Consider the following 2,777-nt stretch of genomic DNA (forward strand, 5'->3'; position numbering starts at 1 on the left):
CGCTCCTCGGGAGTGATCTCCTTCGTCATCTTAGGCTCGCGGATGAAGTCTGCCGACTGGATCTCGAAGTCCATACCCTCGAGTGCGGACTGCAGGTCGCCATTGACGGCAAAGTCTCCCGTCACCGTATAGCCGTCGTCCGACTTGGAGACATCCTCCGCACCGGCATCGATCAGCTCCAGGAGCAGCTCCTCGGGATCGTACTCCTTGCCCTCCTCCTTGGGCGTGACGGTGAAGACCACCTTGTGATCAAAGAGGAACTCCACACTACCATTCACCCCGAGGCTTCCGCCGAACTTAGTGAAGTAGCTCCTGAGATTGGCCACCGTGCGGGTCGTATTGTCGGTCATGGTCTCCACGAAGATCGCAATGCCGTGCGGAGCATAGCCCTCGTACGTCACGATCTCATAATTGGCCTGATCCTTGTCCGTCGCCTTCTTGATCGCACGCTGGACATTCTCCTTGGGCATATTCTCCTTCTTGGAGGTCTGGATGAGTACGCGCAGGCGGGGGTTGGTGTCGGGATCGGGACCGCCGTCGCGTGCCGCGATAGTGATCTCCTTACCCAGCTTGGTAAAGGTGCGGGCCATATTACCCCAGCGCTTCATCTTACGCGCTTTTCTGTACTCAAATGCTCTTCCCATGATTGTCTGTATCTATAGTCTCAGTCGACCGTTTTATCGGAGGGTCGCTCCGGTAGCGTGCTCGATTTGGTTGAAAATTTTCTGCATTGCTTTCTCGATCGCCTTATCGCTCAGCGTCTTGTCTGGGTCAAGGAGCTCAAAGGTGACCGCATACGACCGCTTGCCTTCGGGCAGGGTCTTGTCCTCGTAGACGTCGAAGAGCTCGACGCTCCTCAGCAGCTTGGGCTCCGCCTTCTCTGCCGCCTGCTTGATGGTATCGAAGGTGACACTCTTGTCGACGAGGAGTGCGAAGTCGCGCTTGACGGAGGGGAAGCGGGGGATGCTCGTCGCCTTGGTCAGTCGACCGAGGACGCGGTGGAGCAGGATGTCCCACTTGATCTCAGCGAAGTAGACCGGCACGTCGATGTCGTGCATCGTCGTCAGCATCTCCCGGTCGAGGAGTCCCCAGCGGGCGAAGACCTCGCCACCCTTGAGCGAGAGTATCTGGCACTTCTCGTAGAGCGGGTCGTCCTCCCTCTGCTCGCTGCTGACCTCTCCGGCATTCACGCCCATGCGAATCAGGATCTGCTCGAGGACTCCCTTCAGTTCATAGACAGAGACCTCCCGCTCAGGGGTGATCCAGTTGCCGGTGTCGGTATCCCCGGTCATCCAGAGCCCGAGGCGGAAGCTCTCGTGGAAGCCACGTAGCGGATTCTCCTCCCTCTCGTCGACGCGGGTGTAGGTGTTGCCAAACTCGAAGAAACGGATGTTCGTCGCCTTGCGATTCAGATTCCGCTCAATCGACTCCAGTCCGCCGTGGACCAAAGTCTGACGAAGGGTTGAGAGATCGGCGGAGAGGGGATTCATCACCCTGACTGCCCGCTTGCTGCTCTCCTCGTCGCTGTAGTAGGACTCCTTGGAGAGGGAGTTATTCAGGATCTCGAAGAATCCCGCTCCCACCAATTGCTCGCTGATCACCTGCTGGTAGCGGACGCTCTGATCCTGGTAGGAGGGCGCGCCCATCGTCAGGGTCAGTCGCTGGTCAGGTGCCTGGTAGGTATTGTATCCGTAGATGCGGAGTATCTCCTCGATCAGGTCCACGTCATGTGTCACGTCGTAGCGATAGCGCGGTACCTCCACGTGGATCCCCTCCTCGTCCTCACCGGTAATGGTGATCAGAAGCGACTCAAGGATATTACGCACCTGAGCCTTGTCGATCTCGAAGCCGATCAGGTCGTAGAGTCGCTTCCACGAGAGGTCGATCTTGTAGGGACCTACGGGATCGGGGTACTCGTCGAAGATGGCACTCGCCACCTCGCCCCCTGCCACCTCGGTGATCAGGTCCACGGCGCGGCGGAGGGCGTAGGGGATCTCATTGGGATCCAGCCCTCTCTCGTAGCGGAAGGAGGCGTCTGTATTGAGCCCGTGCCGGCGGGCGGTCTTGCGGACGTACGTGGGGTGAAAGGTGGCACACTCGAGGAACATATTGGTCGTCTCCTCAGTGATGCCGGAGTCCTTCCCACCGATCACGCCTGCAATGCAGATCGGATCGGCGGCATCGGCGATCACCAGATCCCTCTCCGTAAGCTCGTACTCCTTGCCGTCCAGTGCAGTGAGCTTCTCACCCGCCTTAGCGAGCCGGACGTGCACCTCGCCGCCCTTGACCTTATCGAGATCAAAGGTGTGAAGCGGCTGTCCGATCTCCATGAGGACAAAGTTGGCAGCATCGACCACATTATTCACCGGGTGGACGCCCATCGTCTCAAGTGCCTCGCGAAGCCACTTCGGCGAGGGACCGACCTTCAGACCTCGTACTACCACTCCTGCATAGCGAGGAACAGCCTCCGGGGCATCGATATGTAGGCTCACTGGGTGTCCTTCCCCCTTTATCTCACTCACCTCAGGCTTGTGGAGCGCCGTACGAAGTCCGCGCGAGCGGAGGTAAGCGTAGAGGTCGCGAGCCACGCCGTAGAGAGAGGTACCGTCGACGCGATTGGGGGTGATGTCGATCGTGATCACCTGATCGGAGTGTACGCCGAAGTAGTCGGCCGCCTCGGTCCCGGCGGGGATGTCGTCCGGCAGCACCATGATCCCGTCGTGGGCGGTGCCGAGTCCGATCTCGTCCTCGGCGCAGATCATGCCGAAGGAGTCCTC

General features: G+C 59.5%; 2 protein-coding genes. Both read right to left on the reverse strand.

What is annotated here, in order from left to right:
• Positions 1–644: YebC/PmpR family DNA-binding transcriptional regulator (locus Q0F21_RS06955; RefSeq protein WP_297238592.1), on the reverse strand; the 644-nt coding region annotated here is incomplete at its 3' end.
• A gap of 33 nt (positions 645–677) precedes the next feature.
• Positions 678–2,777 (reverse strand): phenylalanine--tRNA ligase subunit beta (gene pheT / locus Q0F21_RS06960; RefSeq protein ID WP_297238593.1); only part of this gene is annotated, 2,100 nt, incomplete at its 5' end.

The organism is uncultured Porphyromonas sp. (assembly GCF_934359325.1).
Lineage (GTDB): Bacteria > Bacteroidota > Bacteroidia > Bacteroidales > Porphyromonadaceae > Porphyromonas_A.